Raw genomic sequence first — 26,320 nt, forward strand, 5'->3', positions numbered from 1 at the left:
GAGCAGAAAACAGTTAGTTTTCTGCTCTATTTCTTTATTTATCCTTCTGAACCTTGTAGCGCAGAATTGTTTTCAGCTTGCTAGGTTCTGTCCGATTCAGATTATTGAGATAGATTTCCCTATGAGTATTTGAAATCCGTGTCAGCTGGTGACTCTGGCAAAAGGCATCCATTTTAGCGAAAGATTGAGGTTCTTCGTCAAAAGGTCCTAGGTGCAGCATGGCGACACACACTCCTTCCGTCATTTCTTCAAAGCGAATCTCATCATAGAGAGGATTAGGCTTTTTGACACGGACTTGTTCCAGAGCCTTTTTCACCATCTCTCCAGTGATAAAGTCCGGCTGGCCAATCATAATAGTATAAATCAATTCTTCTTTAATGAGTTCTCCTGCTTGCTCTTGCTGCCAAAGTCCTTCCAAGGGATAAACTGTAAAATCAGTAAATTCTTGCTCGGCCGCTGTCTTTTTGTAGTTCATCTTGATAGCATAGGCTAAACTGTACAGAGCACCGACTCGTTCAGAAAAGTCGGCAGCATTAGGATTGCCCTTGCCGTCAATCATGATAAAAGATTGGGCAGGAACATCTATAAGACAGGGTGCAGACTTGATTTGATAGATTTCACGATTGGCTTTTCTCCATTCATATTTCATGAGAGAGCCCTCCTTTCTTTACTACAAACAGTATAGCAAAGAAAAGCTGACAACCTCTGTCAGCTTTTATAAATATCGGCAATAGCTTTTAACTTTTCTTTGAATTCTTCCCGTAACCGAGGCGGCTCCATGATTTCAACTCCATCCAAAAAGGATAGCAAGTAGGTATAAAGACTATCGTGACTCGGCAAAAGGGTTTCGACATAAAGGCTCCCATCAGTCTCCTCTATCTCTGCTTCCGAAAACTCCTCGTACACTCGAAAGGCATGCTTCCGATCAAATTTCAAGAGGACTTTTACAGTGCCTCCTAGCCGCTCCTCAGGACTCAATTTCTCATCCAAGACTCTCTGCTTAAATCTTTCCTCTAACATCTGACAGTCTCTCATTCTGCTGAGTTTAAAAAAGCGCGGAGCTTGTCTTAAACGACAAAAGCCAGCAACATACCAGTTTTGGCTTTTAAATACTAACTTCAGCGCCTCTATCTTGCGCTGCTCTCTTTCTCCACGCCCATTCAAGTAAGAAAAAGATAAGACTCTTCTTTGCAATATTGCTTGCTTAATGGTATCAAACAGTTCTTTCTGATCTGCTTTCTTGCGCCAATCAGTGAAATCCACCTCCAGCCAGGAAGTTGCCTGAACTTGAAACAATGACTGCAACTTAGACAGGGTCTCTACTTGCTCGCCATCTGTTAAAATCTGCAAGCCTTGAAGAGCAGCTAATAGCTCATCCCTCTCATACTCTGAAAATAAGGCCTTGTCTAAGACAAAATCCTTCATCAGAAAAATACCCCCGCCCTTGCCTGGGCTGCAATAGATAGGGATTCCTGCCAAACTCAGCTTGTCCACATCTCGATAGATGGTCCGAATGGATACTTCAAATAGTGAGGCCAATTCGGGAGCTGTTGTGCGACCCTGCTCTAAAAGAAGATATAGGATTTTAAAAAGTCTGCTTTCTGTCATAAAACCACCTCGCTACTATTATAACAATTTCTCCTATAAATGTTTTACTATTCCCATAAAGAAGAGATTTTTAAACAGTCCAAAGAAGGAATTTATAATTTGAAAGGAATTTCTTTCAAAGACTATCATTCTTTTTCTGTCCAATAAACCGAGTAAATTCTTGACAGCTGGGCCTTAGTCCATTATGATAGATAGTAAACTGACTAGAGATTGAGGATATTAGAATGACAAATCCAACCTTTGGTGAAAAGGAAGCAAATGTAGAATATGTGACCCGCTACGGAGTCTATGCCGTTATCCCAGATGAGAAGAAAGAAAAGATTATTTTGGTTCAGGCGCCTAACGGGGCTTGGTTCCTGCCCGGTGGAGAGATTGAAGAGGGGGAGAACCATCAGACTGCCCTTGAACGCGAGCTGATGGAAGAACTTGGATTCACAGCCCAGCTTGGACGCTATCTTGGACAAGCTGATGAATATTTTTACTCCCGCCATCGCGACACCCATTTCTACAACCCGGCCTACCTGTATGAGGTCACCTCTTTCCAAGAAGTCCAAAAACCGCTGGAAGATTTCAACCAGCTTGCCTGGTTCCCAGTCGAAGAAGCTATTGAAACACTAAAACGCGGCAGCCATAAATGGGGTATCCAAGCCTGGAAAAATACACTTAAAGCTTAAAGAAATCATTCACAATTCATAGCAAACATGTTATAATAATAGCAGGTATAAAGCAGGAGGAAATCGTATGAAGCTTATTAATACAACAAACAGTCATGCTGACCTTGTCAAAAGCCAATTGGAAAGCACCGATGCGATATTAGTCGAAGTTTATTCTGCTGGAAACAGCGATATTGTTTTTACACAAGCTCCTCTTCACTATGAAATTTTGATTTCAAACATGCACCGTGCTGTACGCGAACAGGAAATCGAAAAAATTAGAGAGTTTTTCTTGAAGAGAAAAATTGATGCAAATACTATTGATAGAGCTGCTATCCGCACGATTTACGCTAATAATCTAATCGAAATTTCCATTCCTGTGAAACAGTAAAAACTAAGGCCTGTCCTTAGTTTTTTTATTGTTTATAGATCATGGTAATGTGAGGTGTCGATTCAAAAATAAAGGGTTGGCCAACTGATTTGAAGCCATACTTTTCATAGAGAGCAGCCACCTGAACCTGAGCCTCTATTTCAATTTCCTTTCCTGGCCATTTCTCAGCACATAATTGCAAGATTTCTCTGATAAGCTGTCCTCCTAAGCCCTGTCCTCGTGCAGACTGAGCTGTGACTACTCGACCAAAGACTAAATGCTCTCCCTCTTCAAAGACACCGGCATAAGCATCAATTTCCCCTTGTTTATTAGCATGGTAAACATGCACTGCTTCTAGGTCTTTCTCATCCAGTTCATGATAGATGCGCTCCTGCTCCACCACAAAGGTGTCAATGCGAAGTTTTAAGATTTGATAAAATTCTATCGGGTTCAGCTCTGTTAATTTTTTCCTAGACCACATACTTGTTTCCTCTAACTTTTTAATGTATAATAAGTGCAAATGCAACTATCAAGGAGTTCCTATGGATTACCGTCAACTTTTCCGGCAAATGGGCTTGATTTCTAGACAAGCCATGATGAAAATGAATCAGAAAGCTAGTAACTACGGCCTAGACAATAATTTGTTTCTACTTCTCATTCGCATCGTCGAAAATGAAGGTCTCAGCCAATCACAACTGGCAGAGCTAGTGCAGATTGACAAGACTACGCTCAGCCGATCTCTAGGAAAGCTGGAAGATAGAGGCTTGATTATCAAAAAGACCAAAGCTCAAAATAAGAAGTTCAAAGAGCTCTATCCTAGCAGTCAGGCTCTCAAACTCTATGACCAGCTGATTGGCTTTGAAAATACCTACGCCAGTCAGGCTCTGCAGCAACTAACTTCCTCTGAGCTCTTTCAGCTCCAAAATATTTTGGCTAAAATAGACACACCTAAGTTATAAGTAGTATAACAGAAAACAGTTGCGTTTGCAACTGTTTGTTTCTTCTAATCCGCCTACAAATCAAAAAATCCTCAAATCTATCTAAAAAATGGCTTGCCACTAAAGGGCAAAGCCATTTTTTATTTTGGAAACTTACTTGCTCTCAAAGCCTTCTGAGACAGCTTGAGCGAAATTTTCTTCTAAAATTTCTGCACAGTGGTCACAGACAAGAGCTTGATAACTGCGCTCTTTAACTGTTGTGTCAATGCGACGGCAGCGATCACAGACTTGTCCCTGCGCATGCTCTACGACAAAAGCTACATCTTCAAAGACTAGAGCGCCTTCTGGAGCAGGTCCTTCAGCAATCGTTAATTGAGAAACGATGAAGAGCTGGGCCACATCGCTGTTAACTGCTTCCAGCAAGGTCTTGATGACTTCATTCGGATAGACAGTCAGATGTGCTTCCAACGATTTCCCAATAACCTTCTCATTGCGGGCTTCTTCCAAGGCTTTCTGAGCTTGACTGCGGAAGTCCATAAAGGCAGACCAAGTGTCCAAGATTTCTTCTTGATTTGGGAAAGTCAGAGCTTCTGGCAATTCGGATAACTGAACAAATTCTTCCTCTTCATGCTCCAGATAAGACCAAATCTCTTCTGCTGTGTGTGGCAGAATTGGCGTCAACAGCTTAGTAATCTTGACCAAAATATCATAGAAGACAGTCTGCATCTGACGACGTTCTAATGATTTAGCTGCTTCGATATAGACGACATCTTTGGCAAAGTCCAGATAGAAAGCGGACAAGTCAACGGTCACAAAGTTGACAATCGCTTTATAAATTGTCAGAAACTCAAAGTCTGCGTAAGCCTTGCGAATAGTGTCTACTAATTGATTGAAGCGGATAGTCATGTATTTATCAACAGAGCGAAGTTCTTCGTAAGCTACGGCATCCTCAGCTGGATTAAAGTCAGAGGTATTGGCAATCAAGAAACGCAAGGTATTCCGAATCTTACGGTAGGTTTCAGAAACTTGGCTCAATATATCCATGGAGATACGAACGTCATTGCTGGAGTCGACACTGGTTACCCAAAGACGCAAGATTTCCGCACCAAATTGTTTTTCCACATCACTTGGAGCAATGGTATTTCCAAGGGATTTAGACATCTTTTCACCCTTGCCATCTAAGGCAAATCCTTGTGACAAGATTTGTTTGTAAGGAGCCACGCCATGGTTAGCAACTGATGTGATAAGAGATGAGTTAAACCAACCACGGTATTGGTCAGAGCCTTCTAGGTAAAGATCAGCCGGATAAGTCAATTCTGGACGGTTAACCAAAACCCCATTCCATGATGAACCTGAGTCAAACCAAACGTCCATGATATCCGTTTCCTTAGTAAACTCGCCGTTTGGAGAAGCCGGATGAGTAAAGCCTGTAGGAAGCAAATCCTTAGCTTCGCGTTCCCACCAGACGATAGAGCCATGCTCTTCAAAGAGCTGAGCTACGTGTTCGATAGTTTCAGACGTCATGATTGGTGTTCCGTCTTCGGCATAGAAGATTGGAAGTGGAACTCCCCAAGCTCGCTGACGAGAGATAACCCAGTCACCACGGTCACGAATCATATTGTAGAGACGTACCTTCCCCCATTCAGAATGGAATTTAACCTTGTCAATTTCATCTAAAATTTCTTGACGGAATTTAGAAACAGATGCAAACCACTGTGGTACTGCCCGCCAGATGATTGGCTTCTTAGTACGCCAGTCAAATGGATAAGAGTGAGAAATTTCTTCCTGAGCAAGGAGCAAATCACCAAGCTTTTCAATAACCGTCGGCACAACCTTATCATAGAACTGGCCTTCAAAGTCAGGACCAGCATTTTCCATCATGATACCGCGCTCATTGACTGTCACAGCAACTTCCAGTCCATTGGCTACACCGACATGGTAGTCGTCCTCACCAAAACCAGGCGCTGTATGAACGATACCGGTACCAGAGTCAGTCGTAACGTGGTCACCCAGGATAACAAGTTCATCTACAGCAGTATCCCATGGGTGAACTGTCACGATGTGGTTTAATTCTTGACCACGGTAGGTAGCTAAAACTTGAACATCAGTCCAGCCAAATTTCTCTGACAGACTATTCAACAATTCTGAAGCAACCACAAACTTACGAGATTCACCAGCTGGTTGAACGACTACGTAATCAATATCTGCTCCAACTGTCAAACCACGGGAAGCCGTAATGGTAAATGGAGTTGTTGTCCATACGACGATGTAAGTATCTGTGTCCAGTACCCCTTTTCCGTCTTTAACTCGGTTGGCATAGTAAAGAGATGTGGAAACCAAATCATGGTATTCAATTTCCGCTTCAGCCAAAGCTGACTCAGAAGACCAAGACCAGTAAACGGGCTTAGCGCCACGATAGATATAACCTTTTTTAGCCATTTCGCCAAAGACGCGGATCTGAGCGGCTTCATAATCGGGAGTTAAGGTCACATATAGATTTTCCCAATCACCTGACATACCTAAGCGCTTGAAATCATCACGTTGTTTGTACACTTGAGAAAGAGCGTATTCATGGCAAAGTTTCAAGTACTCAACCAAGTCCATTTCTTTACGTTTGACACCTTGTTTTGCCAAGACTTGCTCGATTGGCAAACCATGTGTATCCCAACCTGGAATATACGGTGCATAAAAACCAGTCATGGATTTTGAACGAATGATAATATCTTTAGAAATATGGTTCATGGCGTGGCCAACGTGAATATTCCCGTTAGCATAAGGAGGGCCATCATGTAGGATAAAGTGCGGCTTACCTTCATTCAGTTCCTGACGGCGTTGATAAAGCTTAGCTTCATCCCATTCCTTCTGCCAGATTGGCTCCTTATTTGGAAGACCGGCCCGCATAGGAAAAGCAGTTTTTCCAAGGTTAAGTGTTTCTTTCAGTTTCATTCTATTCCTCTTTATTTTTAAAATTACAAATTAAAAACCGCAAACTTCTCCAAAAAGGACGAAAATTCGCGGTACCACCTTTGTTTAGGCAAGACAATAGCATAATGCTCCTCTTGCCCCTCTTTGTCCGTAACGTGGACTGCCGTCTCATCCTACTGATTTCAGACGAAAGTTCTGTAAAATGATAGCCCAAGCAAGATGGACTGCAGATCTCTCACCATCATCTGCTCGCTGAAAGTATTTTGCTTGGTCTGTGTTTTTACAATCTTATCTTCTTTAAAAATTATAAAATATTTACTGGAACTTTTTGTTCCCCATTTGTATCATCATCGTGATGGTCAGCTTCTGAGTTTTCCTCAGCTGCATGAGCTTCTATATCTTCATCACTGAGCGGAGAAAAAGCTTGGGTCGCAGCTAATTCACGGTTAGCAGCTTCAATGCGCTCTTGCAGCTCAGCCATTTCTTCTGGAGAAAATTGACGAGTCACATCCACTTCTTCCTCACGAACAACTGCTTCTTCTCCCAGAACCTCAGATACAACTTCCTTGAAGGCCTCATCGCTGGTCTGCAGATAAGTAGCTGTCGGACGCAGGATTTCTTCCCACTCAGAAGAATCCACAATGCTGAGTTGGCTCTCAATGGTTGATTTCAAACGTTGATGGAAGACACGTGTTTTGTTTTTCAGTTCTTCTGTTTCAATGGCTACTTTCTTAGCATTGTCAGCTGCCTGACGCAAAATTTCATCAGCCTTGTACTTAGCTCCATCCAACAAATGCTGCGCATCCTGCTCTGCCTGACGGACAATATTCGTAGACCGCTCGTTGGCAGCAACTTTAACACGCTCAGCCGTATCTTGAGCAATCAAAACAGACTGGCTGAGAGAGTCTTTCATCTCATCAAAATATGTCAGACGTTCTTCCAGATTGCGAATTTTTGCTTCTTTTTCGTGGTTTTCGCGAACCAAGTCCTCATAATCGCGGACAACGATGTCAAGGAATTCATCTACCTCTTCAACATCATAGCCTCTAAACTTGGTTCCAAAGGATTTATCTTTAATTTCTAATGCTGTAAGTGTCATAGTTCCTCCTCATTTACTAGCTAATAATTCAACGGTTAACTTATGTTTTCCATTCTTGGAAAGGCCATTTTCTCTTAAAACCTTAAATCTTCCAAATCGTCTAACGCTTATCAAGTCTTCAAGCCCGACCTGCTGGCTGGGATTGTCATTAACAGCATAGTTCATTTTCACATGCTTGCCAGAAATCAGCTGAGCAGCCTGGCTCCTTGACAACTTAAAGGTGCTGGCTACCAATTTATCCAAGCGAAGACTAGATGCTAAAATTTCTCTGGTAACAGCCTGCTTCTGCTCTTTCAGCTGCTCCTCAAAGGAAACTTCCTTTAATTTGACAGGCATCTTTGCTACTTTAGTGACATGATCTATAAAATACTGAGCCAGTCTCTTATCTACAAAGAGCTGAGCGCGGTCTCCAACCACAAGAATATCACCAAAGGTCCGTCTTTCAATCCCTAATTGATTGAGAAGAGTTCCCATAATCTGCGAATGACTGATTTTATAAAATTTGCTTGCATAGGAAATTTCCAGCAAGCTCAATTCAAAATCATCCATATTTAGTTGGTAATAAGAAGGCGCCACAAGAACTCTTGCCAGTTCACTTGGAAAATAATCTGAACTAGCAAAGACTTGCACATCATATTGCTTGCCAATATTCTTCAGGATTGAGACCTGATGGGGATTCAGAAAAGACGTTGTTTCAAAGGCATAGGTATCTTGAACCCGCTGAAGCAACTCCAGACTCCTATCAATAAACTCTCGATCCTCATGCGAAAAGTGTTGATATAAATCTTTCATCATAATAACATTAGTAAGACGCTTATTAAATAAAAGACCACACGATTTAAAAGGTTTAAAGCCAGAATTGCAACCCAAACGGTAAAGTCCAGCCCTGCAAACTGCAAGGGAAGACGGCGGAAAAGTTTTAAATACGGTTCTACAATTTGTGTTAGAAACTCTCCGAATTTGGTTTGATAGGCTCCTGGAAACCAAGACAGAAGTGCATAGACAATCAAGGCAATGCTATAAAGATCGAAAAGATTAGAGATGGCACGAATTACAAAATATAACATATCTCTTATCTACTGCGCTTCATATCAAAGTCGAATTCACTGATTTCAACATCGTTAGGCAGGCGGATATCTTCCACATTTACCACTACATTAATCGGAGTCAGCAAATACATAGTGCTTGCAACTTTTTTCAAATTTCCAGCCAAGACATAACGCGCACCGTCTAGGTAGTCTAAACAGCGACGAGCCTGTACCTCAGTCATATACTGGAAGTCAATCAGGATGCTTTCATTGGCCAAAAGCAAGTCAACAATTTCAGTCGCTTCCTCATATCTCCTCGGATAACGGACATCAATCGTAATCTTCTCATCCGCATTTGCCCGGTGCTGAGCCAATTCCTGCTGACGTGCATGCAGTCTGGTAATATTCTCTGTCGAAGATTTCTGTTGTGGCTGTGGTTTAGGCTGTGGCTTAGCCGCAGCAACCGGACGAGGAGCTGGCTTGCTCTCTCTGACTGGTTTAGGCTGAACCAATTCAGGCTTCTGCTTAACAGGCGCTGCAGGTCTGCTGACAGTCTGCTCCTGAACCTCAGTCTCATCTCCATCTTCTGTAAAATAATCTATAAATTTATCAAATCTATCTTTTAATGACATATTTCTTTCCTATTTAAAAAATGCTGTACCGATTCTGACATAGGTCGAGCCATGGGCAATTGCTTCTGGATAATCACGGCTCATTCCCATGCTTAATTCAGAAAAGGGCATATTATTTAACTGTTTCTTTTTTAATTCTTTTTGTAGTTGATGAGCCTTTTCAAAAATTTGGTTCAGCTCCTCATGACTAGCTTCAAACGGAGCCATAGTCATCAATCCCACAATTTGAACATTTTCTAATTTTTCAAGTTCAGGCAGGACAACTTCAAGTTCTTCAATCAAAAAGCCATGCTTGCTCTCTTCTTTAGAAATATTCACCTGCAGGAAACATTTAATCACATGTTGGGCCCGTTTGTCAATCTCCTTGGCCAATTTTACAGAATCTAAAGCGTGAAAGTAATCAACATAGTTAATCACATCCTTGACTTTTCTCCTCTGCAAACTGCCGATCAGGTGCCATGTCAGATTCTCATCTTTCAGAGCATGGTATTTATCTAGAAATTTATCTACCCGATTTTCTCCGATATGCTGAATACCTGTACGAACAAGCTCCTGAGTTGTTTCGCAGTCAACATATTTGGTAACTGCAATGATATTTACTGAATCTTTCAAACGCTGGGCTTGCTCCGCCGCTTGAGCGACGGATTGAAAGACCAACTCTTTATTATTCTGCAAATTCATGATTTAGATTAACGATTTCTGAAGAATGGAGGTGTTTCCAATTCATCATCATCTTCATTAGTTTCTGCATAGCGCTCCACGCGGGCTGAGGAACTTGGTTCAGCCTGACGAACAATCGCTTCGCGGCGAAGATCCCAATCACCAAAGGCTGAACCTTTAGGCGCATCCGTTCTTTGACGAGTTGGAGCAGGAATATCAACCGTTTCGGTCATATCAAAGTTTCGTTCAAACTGTCCTGAGCGAACTTCGCGATTTGGCTCAACTTGCTGCGGACGGCTTGGACTAGTAGGTTGTGGTGTCTGACGAATGCCGCTGACCTTTTCAACCTTGTCCTGACGAACACCAGTAGCTACAACCGTCACGCGGATTTCATCCTTCATAGACTCGTCAATAGCAGTACCGAGCCAGATATTCACACCATGGCCTGCTGCTTGGTTGACAATTTCTGAAGCTTCTTCAGCTTCAATCAAAGTCATATCTAAGCCACCAGTAACATTGACAATCACATCCTCTGCACCATCAATGGTTGTTTCCAAAAGAGGTGAGTAGATAGCTTTGCGAGCAGCTTCAATGACGCGTTCTTCACCGCTACCAACACCAATTCCCATCAAAGCATTACCCTTGTCTGCCATAACTGTTTTCACGTCAGCAAAGTCAAGGTTAATCAGTCCTGGGCTGGTAATCAAGTCAGTAATCCCTTGGACACCTTGGCGAAGAACATTATCTGCTTCACTGAGTGCTTCAAGGAGCGGAGTCTTCTTGTCTACAATTTCAAGCAGGTTGTTATTTGAGATAATCAAGAGTGTGTCTACATGCTCGCGAAGTTCGTTGATTCCCTCTACCGCAAAAGTTCCACGCTTGCTTCCTTCGAAACCGAAAGGACGTGTAACTACAGCAACAGTCAGAGCACCAACATTTTTGGCGATACGAGCAATCACTGGAGCAGCACCTGTCCCAGATCCACCACCCATACCAGCAGTGATGAAGACCATATCTGCTCCTTGCAGAGCTTCGGTCAGGACTTCTTCGCTTTCTTCAGCTGCCTTACGTCCTACTTCAGGCTGCCCTCCGGCACCAAGTCCGCGAGTCAGCTTAGGACCGAGCTGAATAACTGTTTCAGCTTTGGCACTGCTAAGAGCTTGAACATCTGTATTTGCTGCGATGAATTCAACACCAGCAACACCTTCATCAATCATTCGGTTGATGGCGTTACCGCCACCTCCACCGACACCAATAACTTTAATTACTGCGCCTTGTGCAGCAGCAGCGTCAAATGAAAATGTCATATTCTCTGTATTCTCCTTAATCAAACATTTTGCCAATTAGGTTGCGCATCCGATCTGTAATACCTGTTTTGGGTTCTTGGTTTGGCACATCAGCACTGGCAATTGGAACTTCTTGGACCGGCTCCTCAGGAATCTCATCAGCTGGTTGAGGTTCAAAGCGTGGTACTGACTGAGCAGGACGCTCAAAGGATACAGGTCGATGGCGCAGTTGCTCATCACCATGAACAGCAACCTGAGCCAGCATATCCACATCTGTTAAGTTTCCAGCATACTCTGACAAGCTGATAACATGTGCAAAGGCTGGATTGCGAATGCCGATTTGATTTGGCACATAAAGCTTGACATTCACGCCAAACACTTCCTGAGCCAGCTCAACCACTCCTGGAAGAATAGCTGCTCCACCAATAATCACAATGCCGCCTGGCAACTCGAGGAGATGCCTTCTATCCAAATCGCGTTTGATTTGCTCAAAAATATGTTGGATACGAGCAGAAATAATCTCAGCCAGATACTTTTCAGTTACTTCAACCGGCTCAATCTCTCCAATCACTTCTACTTGGAAAGACTCTGTCCCAGCTTCAGGAACATAAGCAGAACCATAGTTAAACTTGAGACTTTCAGCTAACTTTTGCGAAGTCTTCAAAACCTTGGAGATGTCCTTGGTTACGTAGTCGCCACCTTCTTGGTATATATTCGTATATTGAAGTTCTTGACCTTTAACAGAAGCCACTGTAGTTTGGCCGCCGCCCATATCAATGACAGTTGCCCCAAACTCACGTTCCCCTTCGTTCAAGATTGACTTAGTCATAGCCAATGGGGAGATAATAACGTTCTCAAGCTGAACTCCCGCACGCTCCACTGTCTTGCGGAGGTTGTGGAGAATAGTCCGTGGTCCAGTATAGAGAAGACCACGCATTTCTAAGCGAATCCCCATCATACCGCGTGGGTCACGAATCCCTTGGAAACCATCCACTACAAACTCTTCTGGGATGAAAGTAATCACTTCCCGGTCAGGAGTCATACTCTTAGTCAGAGCAGATCTAACAACATTCTCTACATCTGTATCTGTGATTTCCTTAGAATCACTAGTCACAGGAATCATACCCTGAGTAGGCTCAATCTGTAAGAGATTAGCCGGAAGCCCGACATTAACTAAACCAATTGAAATGCCTGCCTTTTCTTCTGCTTGAGAAATAGCTGTCTTAATGGCAGCAGCAGCAGCCTCAATATCAACAATAATTCCATCTTTAACGCCAGCGCTTTTTGCGTTGCTGACCCCAATAACATTCATTTCATCGTTGATGTGCTCTGCCACCAACACTTTAATTGAGCTAGTTCCTATATCTAATCCAGTAAAAAAGCCGTCTCTAGCCATTACACCAGTCCTCTCTATCTTCCATGTTTCCGGTCTATACTAATAACGCTAAAAATTAGAGTTACCCAAGCTTTATTATAACATAAAGAAAATGAAAATGCGCAGTTTTTCTACATATAATTTAGCGATTTTCGGTATTTCCCGGGTTTTCTGTTGAATTTTGTTGCTCTGCAGATTCTTGTTCTTGACTTTCTGTCACCTGCTCAGCCGCTTGTTCTGTTGGCTGTCCCGTCGATTCCTCTTCTGCTTTCTGCTTTTCTTCGTCAGAAGAAGACGACTCGTTTTGAGCTCCTTCAACATAACTAAAAATCCCTGCTTCCATATCTACGACACTAGGTACACCCTCTTCCAGCTGCGATTGGATTCCCTTATAATATGGCAGTTTCTTAGCAATATGCGAAATTGGTACCAAGACTTTGTTGCCATCATGCATGGTCAGCGTAACCAAATCCGGTGTCACCTTGCTTGGGGTCAGCTGAACTGTCTTAATATTTTTCTTAACCGAAGCCGGTACTTTTTCAATTTGAAGAGCAAATTCTTTAATCAATTTTTTATCTGAAAACTCTATCGAAATATGGGTTTCCGGCATAGAATCTGCAGCAGTCGGGTCCGAAATAATCTCCCCATTTGTCAGAATAGGATAGTACTGCCCACCCTTATGCAGATAGGCCAGAACTCCGTACTCCTTGACCTTTACCTGAAAAGTAATCGGAAACTGATAAGCCATCTCCAGGTTGTTAATCCAAGGACTAGAAGCTTTCATATTGCGGATATGATTGCCGCCATTGATAAAGGTTGTTAAAGTATAGTCCTTCTCATCAATCTTACTGCTTTTGAGCAGGTCTTCCTGACTGACCATTTGATTCCCTGAAAATTCGATTGTCTTCATGGTCGCCAGTGGCGTCAAAAAATAAACTGATATGATAAAAATCAAGCCACTGCCCAGTAAAACCGGCAGTGCTCGATAAATATGAACCTTCGAGATATGCACCTTAGCAGCTTCTTTTTCTGCCTTTTTCTGAAGTTTCTCCTGTTTTTTGCGCTCTTTCTCGCTCAATCCGGTCTCTAGCTCAGGTTCGGATGAATCATCTTTCAAATATTCTGTTTCTTCCTCTTCATAAGATGAGTCGTCTTCTTCCGTCTCTTCAGCTATTTCTCCGCCTTCGATTGGGTCCTCAGCTTCAGCTTCTTTTACTTCCTCTTCTTCCAGCTCCTTCTGTTTACTTGCTTCTTCCTGAGCCTTCTTTTCAAGATATTCTTTGTTTCGTTTCTGCCATTCAGAGAGGTGCTCACTTACCTCTTCCTTTGGCTCATCATTGTTTTTCTTGCTCATTTCTTTCCTTTGTCAATATCCACTTTCAATAAAGCATAAAATTCATCTACAGACTTGATTTCTTGGGAATTTTTCATAGCTTGATGATAAGAAGCTTGGTTAGCCAAAAGGTCATCAAGTGCTGCCTGTAAATTGCTCATATCCAGCTGTTCCTCTGCCAATTGCTTGGCATATCCCTTTTTCACAAAATAATCCGCATTTTCAATCTGATCGCCGCGGCTGGCTTCGCGTCCCAGAGGAACGATAATGTGCAGCTTAGCCATGGCCAAGAGCTCAAAGATTGTATTGGAACCGCCGCGAGTCACCACTACATCTGCCAAGTCCATCAAAGGCTGGTAGAGGTCGGTCACATAGGCTCTGCGAAAGAAACGGTCAGACAGAACATCCAAACTTGCATCGCCTGTCAGATTGATAATGTTGTAGCGTTCGGTCAGCGCAGCTTGATTCTGGCTGACAAAGTCATTAAAGACCTTAGCACCAGCAGAACCGCCGACAAAAAGCAGGCTGGGCAGTTCTCTATTAAAATATTGACGAATTTCTTCTAGTTCCTGCGGTGCGACTGACTCTTGGTTACCGACCTTGGTCACAGCTCCGACATGCTCAATCTTGGTCAGACTGGAAGGTTGCTCAAAGGTTGCATACATCTTGGTCGCACACTTATAGGCAATTTTATTGGCCAAGCCAATGGATAGATCCGACTCATGAACATAAACGGGAACTCCTGACAGCCGGGCTGCAATCACGGGTGGAACGGACACAAAGCCTCCCTTAGAAAAGAGAGCCTGCGGCCGCACCTTGAGCATGATGCCCAGCGACTGGAAAATGCCCCAGACGACCTTAAAGCCATCCAGCAGATTCTGCCATGAAAAATAGCGACGAAGCTTACCCGTAGCCACCGAATGAAAGGTCACGTCTAATCCTGACTTTTGGATTTCCTGGTACTCAATACCATGCTTATCGCCAATATAATGAACCTGCCAGCCTTCTTTGATAAATTTCGGAATCAGGAGAAGGTTGAGAGTTACATGCCCAACCGTTCCTCCGCCTGTAAATACAATCTTCTTCATCTTAACCTTTTAATTCTTCAAATGCAGCGAGAAACTCATCGCCACGGACTTCAAAATTACTATACATATCCCAGCTGGCATTGGCAGGACTGAGCAAGACAATGTCTCCTGGCTCCGCTTGAGCAAAGGCCTTGTGAGCTGCATCCCGGACATCAGTCGCATCGAGATAAGAAACACCTGCCAGATCAGCCGCCCTCTTTACACGCGCAGCTGATTGTCCTAAGATCACCATTTTCTTGAGTCCTTTGAGGTCAGGCACCAACTCGTCAAATTCATTACCACGGTCCAAGCCGCCTGCAATCAGAATCACCTTGCTATTGTCAAAACCAGATAAGGCTTTCTGGGTTGCCAAGATATTGGTAGACTTGCTGTCATTGTAAAAGGCAACCTCATTCACCTGCCCCACATACTGGAGGCGGTGCTTAACACCACCAAAAGCAGACAAGACTTCTTTGATCGTCTGATTGTCAATGCCACGCAGTTTGGCTACTGCAATCGTAGCCAGAGCATTTTCGACATTATGACTGCCAGGGACGCCGATTTCAGCCGCCTGCATAATCGCTTCTCCACGGAAGGTCAAGACATCACCCTCTAAATAGGCACCATCCACCTTTTCAGTTGTTGAAAAAGGGACAACAGTAGCCTGAGTATGGCTAGCCATTTCCTTGGCCCAGTCCTGATTGAAATTCAAAACCAAATAATCATCAGCTGTCATGTTTTTCTGGATATTCCACTTGGCAGCTGCATATTCCTCAACAGAGCCGTGATAATCCAAATGAGTCGGCATGAGGTTAGTAATAACAGCGATTTGCGGATGAAAATCTTCAATCCCCATCAACTGGAAGGAAGACAGTTCCATGACCAATGTATCTTTGCTGCTGGCTGTTTGGGCTACCTGACTAGCAGGAAAGCCGATATTACCAGACAATAAACCGTTTTGACCGCCAGCCGTCAAGACTTGCGCAATCATGGTTGTGGTCGTCGTTTTGCCGTTTGAACCCGTAATACCAATAATCGGTGCTTCCGAAATCAGATAAGCCAACTCGACTTCAGTAATAACTGGAATCTTCTTCTCCAGAGCTCGGACGACCATGGCATTGTCATAAGGAATACCTGGATTTTTCACCATCAGTTCAAAGTCTTCGTCCAGCAACTCCAAGGGATGACCTCCTGTCACCACTTTTATGCCTTCTTCTAGCAAGGATTGGGCAGCAGGATTTTCCTCAAAAGGTTTGCCGTCGTTAACTGTCACGATAGCTCCTAATTTATCTAAAAGGCGAGCTGCTGACTCACCCGACTTGGCCAATCCCAAAACCAAGACCTTTTTATTGGTAAAATTTGTTATATTTTTCATAAGCAACCTCTTCCATTCATACTTCATTCTATTTTACCTTTTTTTGTGAAAATAAAAAAGTCATAGGAGTCTTTTATTTTCGACTGTAAGCAAGTTTTGAAAAAAATGATATGTTTTCATCTATTTGAAATATTTTGTAACATAAACCTATTATTTTTGTAAAAATATAGATCAACAAAAAAGCAAGATCTCAAAAAGTCTATCTAGCTTTCTAAGTTCTTGCTCATTTATTATTCTTCATCAAAATTCTTTTTTGATTTCTTAGGCGGCTTGAGGCGATTGATATCCCGCAAAGCCAAGACAGTCACTACGGATAGGCCGAAACCTACAAAATATTCAGCCGGCAACTGGAAAATTTTAAAAATGCCTAAGCCAAATAAGATAATTAAGGCTACAATCAGTAGCACCATGGTCACTGCATTAACAGTCCCTTTAATACTGGATGGAACAGCAAAAATGTAGAAAAAGAGGATTAAAATCCCAATGATAAGATAAACCATTTTGCTGCTCCTTTCCTTTTTGCTTATTCAGCTGCAGCTGATTTTTTCTTTTTATTGGCTTTTTCGCGTTCTTGTTTGTTCAAAATTTGCTTACGCAGACGAATAGATTCTGGCGTTACTTCCATATACTCATCATCGTTCAAGAACTCCAGCGATTCTTCCAAGGTCAAGATACGTGGTGTCTTGATAACTGCTGTCTGATCCTTGGTTGCCGAACGAACGTTGGTCATCTGCTTAGCTTTAGTGATATTAACAGTTAAGTCATTTTCACGAGAGTTTTCACCGATGATCATTCCTTCGTAAACCTCAGTACCTGGATTGACAAAGATGGTTCCGCGCTCTTCGATAGACATGATAGAGTAGGTCGTTGCCTTGCCAGCATCGATAGATACTAGAGCACCACGGTGACGGCCACCAATTTCCCCTGGAATCAATGGCAAGTATTGGTCAAATGTATGATTCATAATCCCATAACCACGAGTCATGGATAAGAACTCAGTTGAGTAACCAATCAAACCACGCGCTGGAACGAGGAAGACCAAACGAGTTTGACCATTACCAGTTGAAATCATATCCAACATTTCGCCCTTACGTTCAGAAAGACTTTGGATAACAGACCCTTGATATTCTTCAGGTGTATCGATTTGGACGCGCTCAAATGGCTCACATTTGACACCGTCAATTTCTTTCACGATAACTTCTGGACGAGATACTTGCAGCTCATATCCCTCACGACGCATGGTTTCGATCAGGATTGACAAATGCAACTCACCACGACCTGAAACAGTCCACTTATCTGGTGAATCCGTCGGGTCAACTCGAAGGGATACGTCTGTTTGCAGTTCGGCCTGCAAGCGTTCTTCAACCTTACGAGAAGTTACCCATTTCCCTTCGCGACCAGCAAATGGTGAGTTGTTGACCAAGAAGGTCATTTGAAGCGTTGGCTCATCGATGTGAAGAATTGGAAGAGGTTCAATGGCATCTGTCGGTGTAATCGTCTCACCAACAAAGATATCTTCCATACCTGATACGGCAATCAAGTCACCCGCTTTTGCTTCGTTGATTTCACGACGCTCCAAGCCAAAGAAACCAAATAGTTTTGTAACACGGAAGTTCTTGGTAGTGCCGTCTAATTTAGACAGGGTTACTTGGTCACCAACCTTAACAGTACCACGGAAGACACGGCCGATACCGATACGGCCAACGAAGTCATTGTAGTCCAAGAGTGAGACTTGGAACTGCAAAGGCTCATCTGAGTTGTCCACTGGAGCAGGGATATGGTCGATAATGGTATCAAAGATTGGTGCCATTGTTTTTTCTTGATCAGCTGGATCGTCTGACAATGAAGAAGTTCCGTTGATAGCTGAAGCATAAACAACTGGGAAATCAAGCTGATCATCATCTGCACCAAGCTCGATAAAGAGTTCCAAAACTTCGTCCACTACTTCTGCTGGGCGAGCTGATGGTTTGTCGATTTTGTTGACAACCACGATTGGGACAAGGTCTTGTTCCAGAGCTTTTTTCAATACGAAACGAGTTTGTGGCATGGTTCCTTCGTAGGCATCTACCACCAAAACAACACCGTCAACCATTTTCATGATACGCTCAACTTCTCCACCAAAGTCCGCGTGTCCTGGTGTATCCATGATGTTGATACGAGTCCCGTTGTAAGCAACGGCTGTATTTTTAGCAAGGATGGTAATACCGCGCTCTTTTTCAATATCGTTTGAATCCATAGCACGCTCTGCCAATTCAGTACGTGCATCAAGCGTTTCTGATTGTTTCAATAATTCGTCAACGAGGGTTGTCTTCCCGTGGTCAACGTGGGCGATAATCGCAATGTTACGGATATCTTCTCTTAATTTTGTCATGATTTCCTCTGAATTTTTAAATTTTATTTCTAACTGAACAATTATACCACAGACGCAGGCAAAAAACACGGCTTTGATAAGTGTAAATGTTTTCATTAAAAAATATGGGAGCTGCATGAGGATTTGCATTTCCCATCCTGAAAATTTATGATATGATTTAGAAAAAAACAAGGAAAACAGATGCGCCTCGACCAACTGCTGGCTGCCAATCATATCAGCCGAAAAAAGATGAAACAAAGCCTTTTGCAAAAACAGATTTTAGTGGATGGTAAGCCCGCCTGCAAACTCAGCCAAAACGTTGATACCGGCCTGCAGCAGATTACTTTTCAAGGAAAACAGGTCAGCGGTCCTGCCCACCATTACTACATGCTGAATAAACCCGCAGGTGCAGTCACTGCCAATCGCGACGCTGAAAAATTGACTGTTCTGGATTTGCTGGACAAGGAGGTAGAGAAAGAAAATCTTTACTCTATCGGACGGCTGGATAGAGATACCGAAGGGCTTCTTCTGATTACCGATAATGGTCCTCTGGGATTTCAGCTGCTGCACCCTCAATACCACGTTGAAAAAACTTACTATGTAGAAGTCAATGGACCTTTGACCCCTCAGGACAAAATTGCCTTTCAAGAAGGCATTCGCTTTTTAGACGGTACCGTCTGTCAGCCCGCCCAGCTCACTATCTTCTCTAGCTGCTTCAGTCTGAGCCGTGCTAGCGTCAGGATTTCCGAGGGGAAATTCCACCAGATCAAAAAGATGTTTCTGGTAGTTGGTGTCAAGATCATTTATCTCAAGCGGATTCAATTTGGGAATTTTACATTAGACCCAGACCTAGCAACAGGTGATTGCCGTCCTTTAAACCAAGAAGAATTAGAGATTATTAAAGAATATTTGGAGAAAAGTCAGTAAAACAAAAAAGCTTTAAAAATAAAGCTTTTTTGTTAGTAGCCTGCTCCGTTCATAAGTACCATGACATTTAGAATCCAAACAATTACGGAAATTACAATCCCTACGATACCCAGAATTTTTTCTGTTTTATAGTCTAATTTAGACTCTTTTTGATGTGAATTAGCCAACACCAAACCGATAATACCCAAAATAAGACCTACCAATGGAATGAAAAAACCAAAGATGATAGATAGGATACCTAAAACAAGTGAAGATTTTTTCTTTTCTTGCATGTTTTAAAAACTCCTTAAAATTAATATTAATTTATTATAACATAAGAAACTGGCTTTGTATATATAGTGCGACAAATTTTTGATTTATGTTAACTTGCCTTCACCTTACCGTTCCAAGAATCCAACCCATAAGAAAGAATATAGATTTCTTTAAATCCTTGTTTTTTCAGATACAGAGCCGCATTGGTCACGCGCTGACCACGACTATTTTCATAGAGGAGAACAGCCTTGTCCTTACGAAGTGCACCGACACTATCCTTGAGCTGCTGAGATGGAATATTGCGAGCGCCTAAGATATGCTTCCGGTGAAAATCAGATGGATCCCGCAGATCAACCAACTGACCTTGGCGAATCAGGTCTTCAAATTCTCCGTTATCTACGATTTTTGCTGCCTGACGAAGGCGCAGATAATTAAAGCCCATCCAGCCAATTATTCCCAAAAGTACCGCCCACAAAATCCAAATTGTCATCTCAAGTCTCCTTTTTCTTTTCTAAATATTCTAACTCTAAGCGATGTTCTCGTCGCAAGACTGCCTCCGCCTCAAAATAAGCTAGCTTATCCATTAGACCGGCATCGTAAATCCTCTTCAGCTCAATTTTCATCATCTCAATATCGTAAAGGCGCTTGCCCATATAGATAATGATTCCGAAACTTTTAAGAAATTGCTGAACATCATACAGGGTTTTCATGAGCTATATTTTATCAGATTTTCCAGCGCTTTTCAAGATGAAAAAACAGAAAGGAAAGCCTGTTTCCTTTCTGTTTGGCATGGATAACTTTTTATAAACCTGGTGCTTGACCAATTTCAGCTGTCAGCATCCAGATAGTCTTTTCTAGGTCAGCCTTGGCACCGACAAAGATATCATTGGTTACATCGTCCCCCTCTTCGTCTGTTACATCCAAAGCTTCTTGGTAAAGACTTGTCAGATAACGGAAAATCTCAATCACACGCGCCAGACTTTCTTCTACATTCTTGCTGAATTCACCAGCTTTTTCTTCAATCTTGCTGTGTTGGATAAACTCGGTCAACGTAGAATAAGGCTTGCCTCCCAATGTAATCAAGCGTTCGCTGACTTCATCCAAAGTTGTATCCAAAGTTTCCATGTATTCATCCATTTTTGGATGCCAAACCATGAAGCCTGCGCCACGCATATACCAGTGAACTTGGTGAAGAGCGATATGAGCTGTATAAAGATCTGCCACTACTTGATTAAGAATAGCCTTAGTCTTTGGCAAAGCCTTTTGATTGCTGAAAGTTGCTACGTCAGTTGCTGCACCATTTTTTACTTGTGTCATTGTATTTACCTCGTTTTTATTTATAATGATTCTAATCTTTTTAGATTATGGTTTAATTATAATGCTTCTAAATAAGAAAGTCAAGACAAAAGATTCAAAAAAAGACTTTATTAGAAAAGTTGCAAAATTTCAGAATTTTTCTGTTTAAAATTACGAATAAATAAGTATGATTCATCTATACTTTTTTCTTATTGGCACTGTCTTTGCCTCATTCCTAGGCTTGGTCATAGACCGCTTTCCAGAGCGGTCTATCATCACTCCCGCTAGCCATTGCAATGCCTGCGGGAAAAGATTGGCTCCCCGTGATTTGATTCCTATTTTTTCTCAAGTCATGAACCGTCTTCGTTGCCGCTTCTGTGGAGACAAGATTCCCTTACGCTATTTATTTTTTGAATTTATATTAGGCAGTCTTTTTCTGGCAACTTCGCTTGGTACGATTTCCATCAGTCAACTTCTACTGCTCACTATGGGCTTGATCCTAGCCATCTACGATCAAAGAGAGCAGCAATACCCCTTGATGGTCTGGCTGTTTTTTCAGCTTTCGCTGATGATGACAACAAGTGTCAATCCTCTCATGTTCTTCTTTTTAACCCTAGGACTTCTAGCCTTCTTTTACAATCTCCATATCGGAGCTGGAGACTTTCTCTTTCTGGCGTCCTGCTCAGCTATTTTCAATCTAACAGAAATTCTCCTTCTTATCCAAATCGCTAGCTTCTCTGGCCTCGCCTGCTTCTGCTTTAAAAAGAAAAAAGACAGGCTGGCATTTGTACCCTGTCTTTTGTTTGGTGTGGTGGTGATTATTTCTTATAAGCTGCTGCTTCTTGGATAAAGGCCGCTATACTGGCGTCCTTTTCATGAAGAGCTTTGACAATCTTAGATCCGACAATGACTCCGTCTGAGACTTGATTGAAGCGGTCAACATCCTCTAAAGTCGAAACGCCAAAGCCCGTCAATACTGGAATCTCTGCAATATCACGAAGCTTACTCAAGTGCTGGTCCAAATCATCGCGGTAGCTTCCGCTCTTACCTGTCACACCGTTGATGGCTACAGCATAGATAAAACCTTCAGCTTCCTTGATCAGCTCCTGCTGGCGTTCTAGTCCAGTCGTCAGGCTCACTAAAGGAACAAGAGCGATATCTGAATCTTCCAGTAAAGGCAAGATGAAATTTCTATGTTCGTAGGGCAAATCTGGAATAATCAATCCTTTAACCGGCGTCGTAGCCAAATCCTTGACAAAATCTTTGAGCCCGTACTGGAAAATTGGATTGAAGTAGGTCATGATGATGAGAGGCAGCTGAGTGTCCAACTTCTGCAAGCTTGCGATTAAAGACTTGGCGGAAGTATGGTGACCCAGACTTCTCAGACCGGCTTCTTCAATAACTGGCCCGTCTGCAACAGGGTCTGAAAACGGCAGACCGATTTCAATGGCTGACACACCCAAGTTTTCCAAAAATGCGATAGTTTCTGCTAATCCTGCTAAACCTTTCTCATGATCGCCAGCCATGATATATGGAAGGAAAATTCCCTTACCTGCTTTTTTGATGGCTTCTAAATGCTGAGTGAGTGTTTTAGTCATGGGCACCTCCTTTTTGAGCCGCTTCTCTTTCCAAGCGTTCCTTTACCTGAACGACATCCTTGTCACCACGGCCGGATAGGCAGACAATCATTGATTTATCTGGTCCCAACTCCTTAGCCAGCTTAACTGCGTAAGCAATAGCGTGGCTAGACTCTAGAGCGGGGATAATCCCTTCGATACGAGACAGGAGCTGGAAGGCTTCCAAGGCTTCTTCATCTGTGACTGGGACATAAGTGGCGCGCTGGATAGCATTAAAATGAGAATGTTCTGGACCGATGCCTGGATAGTCCAGCCCAGCAGAGATAGAGAAAGCTTCCAGAATCTGCCCTTGCTCATCCTGTAGGACATCCATCAAGGCACCATGTAAAACACCCGGCCGTCCCTTGGTTAAGGTCGCAGCATGTTCATCTGTATCCACGCCCCGCCCAGCTGCTTCTGTTCCATACATAGCAACTGCGCTATCGTCTACAAAGGGATAAAAGAGCCCAATAGCATTGGAGCCACCGCCAACACAGGCTACTAAAGCATCTGGCAAGGCACCTGCATTTTGCTCAGCAAACTGACGCTTGGCCTCACGACCAATCACGCTCTGATAGTCGCGAACAATCTCTGGGAAAGGATGGGGTCCCAAGGCTGAGCCCATAATATAGTGAGTATCATCCACCTGAGCCACCCAAGCTCGCAAGGCAGCATTGACTGCATCCTTGAGGACTCGAGAGCCATCGGTCACTGACTCCACCTTGGCTCCAAGAAGTTCCATCCGAAAGACATTAAGGGCTTGGCGCTTGACATCTTCTTCACCCATGTAGATAGTACAGTCCATGTTGAAAAGGGCTGCAGCTGTAGCGGTGGCCACTCCATGCTGACCCGCGCCAGTCTCGGCAATGATTTTCTTCTTGCCCATTCGCTTGGCTAATAGAACCTGACCTAGAGCATTATTGATTTTATGGGCACCGGTATGGTTGAGGTCTTCTCGCTTCAGATAAATCTTAGCACCGCCAGCATAGGCTGTCAGATTTTTAGCAAAATAGAGAGGATTTTCTCGCCCTACATACTGCTTCAGCAACTCGTCCAGCTCTGCCTGAAAGGCTGGGTCTTTTTTACTCTCACGGTAAGCTTTATCCAGCTCCAAAACTGCTGTCATCAGAGTTTCTGGAACAAAGCGCCCGCCAAACTCACCGTAAAATCCTTCTTGATTGGGTTGATTATATGCCATGTTTCACTCTTTCTATAAATTCTTTTATTTTCTCTAAGTCCTTCTGGCCGTCAGTCTCGACCCCGCTTGAGACATCAACTGCGTAAGGGGCAAAATGTTGAATAGCTTCTCGGACATTTCCTGCATTCAAACCACCAGCGATAAAGAAGGGCTGGTGGATTTGTCCTTTATCAAAAGCTTGCCAGTCAAAGGTCTGACCACTACCAGCAAGAGGGGCATCAAAGAGCAGGTAGTCCGCTTGTTGGCTGACATCTTTTAACGCTCCCTTGACCTGATAAGCTCGAATAACCGGCCGGCCAATCTGAGTCAGGAGCTCTTCATCAAAATCGCCATGAATCTGCACCAAATCCAGATTTGCCACTGAAATAGCTTCCTGCAGCTCTGCCAAGCTCGGAGAGACGAAAACTCCTACCTTTCGGACAGCAGGCGGCACCAAGGCAGCTAGCTCCTGAGCTTGCTCCAAACTGACCCTCCGACGGCTCTTAGCAAAGACAAAGCCAATGTAATCCGCACCAGCCTGGCATGCAGTTTCCACAGCGCTGGCCGTTGATAAGCCACAAATCTTAACCTTTGTCAATTTTTAGCTCCTTAATTTTTTCTGCCACATCCTCAGCCTGCATCAAAGCAGTTCCGACTAAAATTGCATGGAAATAAGGAGCTACTAGCTCAGCATCTTCCTTGCTGAAAATAGCGGACTCAGATACGTAAACTCTGTCATCTTTGAAATGGGCAGACAGCTGAAGACTGGTATTGATATCTGTCTCAAAAGTGACTAGATTGCGGTTATTGACACCGATTATCTGGGCTCCTATTCTATGGGCAATTTCCAACTCCGCCAGATTATGGGTTTCGACCAGAAGTTCCAATCCTAAACCCGTCGCAAAATCATAGAGTTCTTGTAGACGCTTTTCAGACAAGGCAGCTACAATCAGAAGAATAACTGTCGCTCCTGCATTGCGGGCGCGAACAATCTGCTTTTCATCAATGATAAAGTCCTTATTGAGGGTTGGAATGGTCACTTGACTGGAAATCTCTCTCAGGTAATCCAGATGTCCTTTGAAGAAAATCTCATCTGTCAGGACCGAAATCATAGCTGCACCGCATCGTTCATAAGTGCGTGCCTGCTCCACAATATCCACAGCAAGATTAATATCTCCCAAACTTGGACTGGCTTTTTTGACCTCAGCAATCAGCTGCAGCTCTTGGGACTGGCTTTTGAGATACTCATAGAGGGAATAGGTCGAGCGCAGGGGTTGCAGTTCTTCATAGGACATGGCTGCCACTTCCTGCTCTTTTTGCTTTAGAATGGTCGGGAGAAATTCTTTGCTCATTTTTGATACTCCTGTAGTTGCTTGAGTTTTTCATAGGCTGCACCACTAGCAATCACTTGGCGGGCCAAAGCTATTCCTGCTTCTATACTGTCTGATTTCCCATTAGCGTAGAAGCCCAATCCAGCATTCAGAACTGTCGTTTCCAGATAGGGACTGGCTTGATTTTGCAGGACAGATAGCAGAATTTCTGCATTTTCCTTGGCATTGCCTCCACGAATCGCTTCAAGAGGTATTTCTTCCATGCCAATATCTGACGGCAGAAAGCTGTGCAGGCTGATTTGCCCATTTTCCAGCAGAGCATACTGGGTTCGGCCATGAAGACCCGCCTCGTCAAGACCATCTGGCCCCGACACAACTACTGCACGCTTACGGCCCATATTTTTCAAGACCTCTGCTGTGCTCTCTAGCATATCCGGCCGGCTGGTCCCCAAAAGCTGAGTTTCCAGAGTCATGGGATGGATAAGCGGACCAGTTAGATTCATGATAGTAGGAATGCCGAGACTAAGACGTGCTGGCATGATGTATTTCATGGCTGGATGCATATTCTTTGCAAAGAGAAAGACGATACCTGCCTGCTCAAAAACCTTGCCCAAGCTAGCAGCATCCAAGTCTAGATTGATACCCAGAGCTTCTAACACATCAGCTGAGCCTGACTTAGAAGAAATGGAGCGATTGCCGTGCTTAGCCATCTTAATCCCGCCACCTGCCAGTACAAAAGCTGCCGTAGTCGAAATATTGAAGCTGAAAGACTTGTCCCCGCCCGTACCGCAATTGTCCATTGCAGTGCGAATAGTGGTCGGAATCTGCTTAGCGTGGCCTCGCATGACCTGAGCCAAAGCAGTTCGTTCCTCAATCGTCTCCCCCTTCATCTTAAGCCCCAGTAAGAAAGCTACAATTTGAGACTCTGTCACCCGTCCGGTGACAATACGCTCAATCACATCTGTCATCTCAGCGCTGCTTAAATCCTTAAAATCAGCTAGTTTTGCAATAATCTCTTTCAT

The 26,320-nt window shown here is 43.3% G+C and carries 30 protein-coding genes; 5 read left to right on the forward strand and 25 right to left on the reverse strand.

The window, feature by feature from the left end; all coding sequences use genetic code 11:
- Positions 1–34: 34 nt before the first annotated feature.
- Positions 35–649 (reverse strand): GyrI-like domain-containing protein, encoded by a 615-nt coding sequence (locus tag J1C81_RS08480; protein WP_002915693.1) that lies wholly within the window; start codon positions 647–649, stop codon positions 35–37.
- 59 nt (positions 650–708) lie between these two features.
- Entirely contained in the window at positions 709–1,608 is a 900-nt protein-coding gene (locus J1C81_RS08485; protein WP_002915694.1) for a helix-turn-helix transcriptional regulator, read from the reverse strand.
- Between the two features lie 224 nt (positions 1,609–1,832).
- Here J1C81_RS08485 and J1C81_RS08490 point away from each other — a divergent pair, with 224 nt between their 5' ends.
- Both J1C81_RS08490 and J1C81_RS08495 read left to right on the forward strand, forming a co-directional pair.
- Positions 1,833–2,282 carry an NUDIX hydrolase gene (locus J1C81_RS08490; protein ID WP_002896150.1) on the forward strand — a complete coding sequence of 150 codons (450 nt, stop codon included), beginning with the start codon at positions 1,833–1,835 and terminating at the stop codon, positions 2,280–2,282.
- Positions 2,283–2,349: 67 nt separating this feature from the next.
- Positions 2,350–2,652, forward strand: coding sequence for a DUF1827 family protein (locus tag J1C81_RS08495; RefSeq protein ID WP_002915695.1), 303 nt, complete (start codon positions 2,350–2,352; stop codon positions 2,650–2,652).
- 25 nt (positions 2,653–2,677) lie between these two features.
- On the opposite strand, the gene J1C81_RS08500 is transcribed toward J1C81_RS08495, so the two are convergent.
- On the reverse strand, positions 2,678–3,112 hold the full coding sequence (locus tag J1C81_RS08500; protein ID WP_002915696.1) for a GNAT family N-acetyltransferase: 435 nt from the start codon (positions 3,110–3,112) through the stop codon (positions 2,678–2,680).
- Positions 3,113–3,134: 22 nt separating this feature from the next.
- Between J1C81_RS08500 and J1C81_RS08505 the strand changes: the two genes are divergently transcribed.
- A complete protein-coding gene (locus J1C81_RS08505; RefSeq protein WP_002915697.1) occupies positions 3,135–3,590 on the forward strand; it encodes a MarR family winged helix-turn-helix transcriptional regulator in 456 nt (151 codons plus the stop codon).
- 132 nt (positions 3,591–3,722) lie between these two features.
- Here J1C81_RS08505 and ileS read toward each other — a convergent pair whose 3' ends face one another.
- The 13 genes from ileS to typA form a co-directional block, all read right to left on the reverse strand.
- Positions 3,723–6,515, reverse strand: coding sequence for an isoleucine--tRNA ligase (gene ileS / locus J1C81_RS08510; protein ID WP_002915698.1), 2,793 nt, complete (start codon positions 6,513–6,515; stop codon positions 3,723–3,725).
- Positions 6,516–6,798: 283 nt separating this feature from the next.
- The gene (locus J1C81_RS08515; RefSeq protein ID WP_002907042.1) at positions 6,799–7,593 is read right to left on the reverse strand and encodes a DivIVA domain-containing protein; all 795 of its coding nucleotides are present in this window, start codon (positions 7,591–7,593) and stop codon (positions 6,799–6,801) included.
- Between the two features lie 9 nt (positions 7,594–7,602).
- On the reverse strand, positions 7,603–8,388 hold the full coding sequence (locus tag J1C81_RS08520) for an RNA-binding protein (protein WP_002915700.1): 786 nt from the start codon (positions 8,386–8,388) through the stop codon (positions 7,603–7,605).
- Entirely contained in the window at positions 8,385–8,660 is a 276-nt protein-coding gene (locus tag J1C81_RS08525; protein ID WP_002915702.1) for a YggT family protein, read from the reverse strand. Before J1C81_RS08525 ends, J1C81_RS08520 begins: the two co-directional genes overlap by 4 nt.
- A gap of 5 nt (positions 8,661–8,665) precedes the next feature.
- Positions 8,666–9,253: a cell division protein SepF gene (locus tag J1C81_RS08530; protein WP_002896164.1), complete on the reverse strand. Its 588-nt coding sequence runs from the start codon at positions 9,251–9,253 to the stop codon at positions 8,666–8,668.
- 9 nt (positions 9,254–9,262) lie between these two features.
- Entirely contained in the window at positions 9,263–9,934 is a 672-nt protein-coding gene (locus J1C81_RS08535) for a YggS family pyridoxal phosphate-dependent enzyme (RefSeq protein WP_002915703.1), read from the reverse strand.
- An 8-nt stretch (positions 9,935–9,942) separates the two neighbouring features.
- The gene (gene ftsZ / locus J1C81_RS08540; protein ID WP_032908876.1) at positions 9,943–11,220 is read right to left on the reverse strand and encodes a cell division protein FtsZ; all 1,278 of its coding nucleotides are present in this window, start codon (positions 11,218–11,220) and stop codon (positions 9,943–9,945) included.
- A gap of 16 nt (positions 11,221–11,236) precedes the next feature.
- Entirely contained in the window at positions 11,237–12,595 is a 1,359-nt protein-coding gene (ftsA, locus tag J1C81_RS08545; RefSeq protein WP_002915704.1) for a cell division protein FtsA, read from the reverse strand.
- 121 nt (positions 12,596–12,716) lie between these two features.
- Positions 12,717–13,928: a cell division protein FtsQ/DivIB gene (locus J1C81_RS08550; protein WP_002915705.1), complete on the reverse strand. Its 1,212-nt coding sequence runs from the start codon at positions 13,926–13,928 to the stop codon at positions 12,717–12,719.
- Positions 13,925–14,995 carry a UDP-N-acetylglucosamine--N-acetylmuramyl-(pentapeptide) pyrophosphoryl-undecaprenol N-acetylglucosamine transferase gene (locus J1C81_RS08555; RefSeq protein WP_002900924.1) on the reverse strand — a complete coding sequence of 357 codons (1,071 nt, stop codon included), beginning with the start codon at positions 14,993–14,995 and terminating at the stop codon, positions 13,925–13,927. Before J1C81_RS08555 ends, J1C81_RS08550 begins: the two co-directional genes overlap by 4 nt.
- A 1-nt stretch (position 14,996) precedes the next feature.
- Positions 14,997–16,349: a UDP-N-acetylmuramoyl-L-alanine--D-glutamate ligase gene (gene murD / locus J1C81_RS08560; protein ID WP_032909506.1), complete on the reverse strand. Its 1,353-nt coding sequence runs from the start codon at positions 16,347–16,349 to the stop codon at positions 14,997–14,999.
- Between the two features lie 230 nt (positions 16,350–16,579).
- Complete coding sequence (locus J1C81_RS08565; protein ID WP_002898040.1) at positions 16,580–16,849, reverse strand: DUF3165 family protein; 270 nt, start codon at positions 16,847–16,849, stop codon at positions 16,580–16,582.
- Positions 16,850–16,872: 23 nt separating this feature from the next.
- The gene (typA, locus tag J1C81_RS08570; protein WP_002932699.1) at positions 16,873–18,720 is read right to left on the reverse strand and encodes a translational GTPase TypA; all 1,848 of its coding nucleotides are present in this window, start codon (positions 18,718–18,720) and stop codon (positions 16,873–16,875) included.
- Positions 18,721–18,900: 180 nt separating this feature from the next.
- Here typA and J1C81_RS08575 point away from each other — a divergent pair, with 180 nt between their 5' ends.
- Positions 18,901–19,626 carry a pseudouridine synthase gene (locus tag J1C81_RS08575; protein WP_002900928.1) on the forward strand — a complete coding sequence of 242 codons (726 nt, stop codon included), beginning with the start codon at positions 18,901–18,903 and terminating at the stop codon, positions 19,624–19,626.
- 32 nt (positions 19,627–19,658) lie between these two features.
- Here J1C81_RS08575 and J1C81_RS08580 read toward each other — a convergent pair whose 3' ends face one another.
- From J1C81_RS08580 to J1C81_RS08595, 4 genes are all read right to left on the reverse strand, one after another.
- Positions 19,659–19,898 carry a DUF4190 domain-containing protein gene (locus J1C81_RS08580; RefSeq protein WP_002896181.1) on the reverse strand — a complete coding sequence of 80 codons (240 nt, stop codon included), beginning with the start codon at positions 19,896–19,898 and terminating at the stop codon, positions 19,659–19,661.
- Between the two features lie 89 nt (positions 19,899–19,987).
- Entirely contained in the window at positions 19,988–20,368 is a 381-nt protein-coding gene (locus J1C81_RS08585) for a rhodanese-like domain-containing protein (RefSeq protein WP_002900929.1), read from the reverse strand.
- A gap of 1 nt (position 20,369) precedes the next feature.
- The gene (locus J1C81_RS08590; RefSeq protein WP_002898045.1) at positions 20,370–20,588 is read right to left on the reverse strand and encodes a YqgQ family protein; all 219 of its coding nucleotides are present in this window, start codon (positions 20,586–20,588) and stop codon (positions 20,370–20,372) included.
- Positions 20,589–20,679: 91 nt separating this feature from the next.
- Complete coding sequence (locus J1C81_RS08595) at positions 20,680–21,195, reverse strand: Dps family protein (protein WP_002900930.1); 516 nt, start codon at positions 21,193–21,195, stop codon at positions 20,680–20,682.
- 166 nt (positions 21,196–21,361) lie between these two features.
- Between J1C81_RS08595 and J1C81_RS08600 the strand changes: the two genes are divergently transcribed.
- Positions 21,362–22,024 carry a prepilin peptidase gene (locus tag J1C81_RS08600; protein WP_002900931.1) on the forward strand — a complete coding sequence of 221 codons (663 nt, stop codon included), beginning with the start codon at positions 21,362–21,364 and terminating at the stop codon, positions 22,022–22,024.
- Here J1C81_RS08600 and trpA read toward each other — a convergent pair.
- Genes trpA through trpD form a run of 5 tightly spaced genes read right to left on the reverse strand, consistent with a single transcriptional unit; the run spans position 21,993 to position 26,320 of the window.
- Positions 21,993–22,772, reverse strand: coding sequence for a tryptophan synthase subunit alpha (gene trpA / locus J1C81_RS08605; RefSeq protein ID WP_002900932.1), 780 nt, complete (start codon positions 22,770–22,772; stop codon positions 21,993–21,995). The two genes, J1C81_RS08600 and trpA, sit on opposite strands and share 32 nt — an antisense overlap.
- Positions 22,765–23,988 carry a tryptophan synthase subunit beta gene (gene trpB / locus J1C81_RS08610; RefSeq protein ID WP_002900933.1) on the reverse strand — a complete coding sequence of 408 codons (1,224 nt, stop codon included), beginning with the start codon at positions 23,986–23,988 and terminating at the stop codon, positions 22,765–22,767. Before trpB ends, trpA begins: the two co-directional genes overlap by 8 nt.
- Entirely contained in the window at positions 23,978–24,565 is a 588-nt protein-coding gene (locus J1C81_RS08615) for a phosphoribosylanthranilate isomerase (RefSeq protein WP_002915706.1), read from the reverse strand. The genes trpB and J1C81_RS08615 overlap by 11 nt, the downstream gene beginning before the upstream one ends.
- Positions 24,552–25,319, reverse strand: coding sequence for an indole-3-glycerol phosphate synthase TrpC (trpC, locus tag J1C81_RS08620; RefSeq protein WP_002915709.1), 768 nt, complete (start codon positions 25,317–25,319; stop codon positions 24,552–24,554). Before trpC ends, J1C81_RS08615 begins: the two co-directional genes overlap by 14 nt.
- Positions 25,316–26,320: an anthranilate phosphoribosyltransferase gene (gene trpD, locus J1C81_RS08625; RefSeq protein ID WP_002915712.1), complete on the reverse strand. Its 1,005-nt coding sequence runs from the start codon at positions 26,318–26,320 to the stop codon at positions 25,316–25,318. The genes trpC and trpD overlap by 4 nt, the downstream gene beginning before the upstream one ends.

Origin of the sequence: Streptococcus sanguinis, assembly GCF_050225395.1 — a bacterium.
Lineage (GTDB): Bacteria > Bacillota > Bacilli > Lactobacillales > Streptococcaceae > Streptococcus.